Source organism: Rhodococcus sp. T2V (assembly GCF_029269925.1).
Lineage (GTDB): Bacteria > Actinomycetota > Actinomycetes > Mycobacteriales > Mycobacteriaceae > Rhodococcus_F > Rhodococcus_F koreensis.
This window is the reverse complement of sequence record NZ_JARJBD010000461.1, coordinates 1-311: the sequence shown is the minus strand read 5'-3', so window position 1 is coordinate 311 and position 311 is coordinate 1. Positions and strand designations below refer to the sequence as shown.

1 pseudogene is annotated in these 311 nt (G+C 64.0%); it reads right to left on the bottom strand.

Features of this window, described 5'->3' with window-relative positions:
• Positions 1-200: pseudogene (locus P3H15_RS54835) on the bottom strand (IS1634 family transposase); the annotation flags it as partial.
• Positions 201-311: the final 111 nt, after the last annotated feature.

Here is a 311-nt window from a genome sequence, read left to right as displayed (position 1 = left end):
AGCGCATCCAGCCCCAGGTCGAGTTCCTCCTGACCCTCGTCGAGTTTGTCGCGGGCAACCTGCATCAACGCGGTCAACTCGCCGTCGGTGTGGGCCGAGCCGAGATGTTCGAGAATCGTGCGCCGACCGCCCTTCTTGGCCACGATCTGGACCGCTGTCGCCCCCGACGCGGTCCGAACCTTGCGGATATAGGCAGCCACGACCGGCGATCTTACCGGCCTGTTAGTGCCCCAAATCGACGACCCGCGATCCCGCTACCAGCGCAAACATCAGCCGAACCCAGAAATCCCCGCCGACTTGTGCAAGTCAGG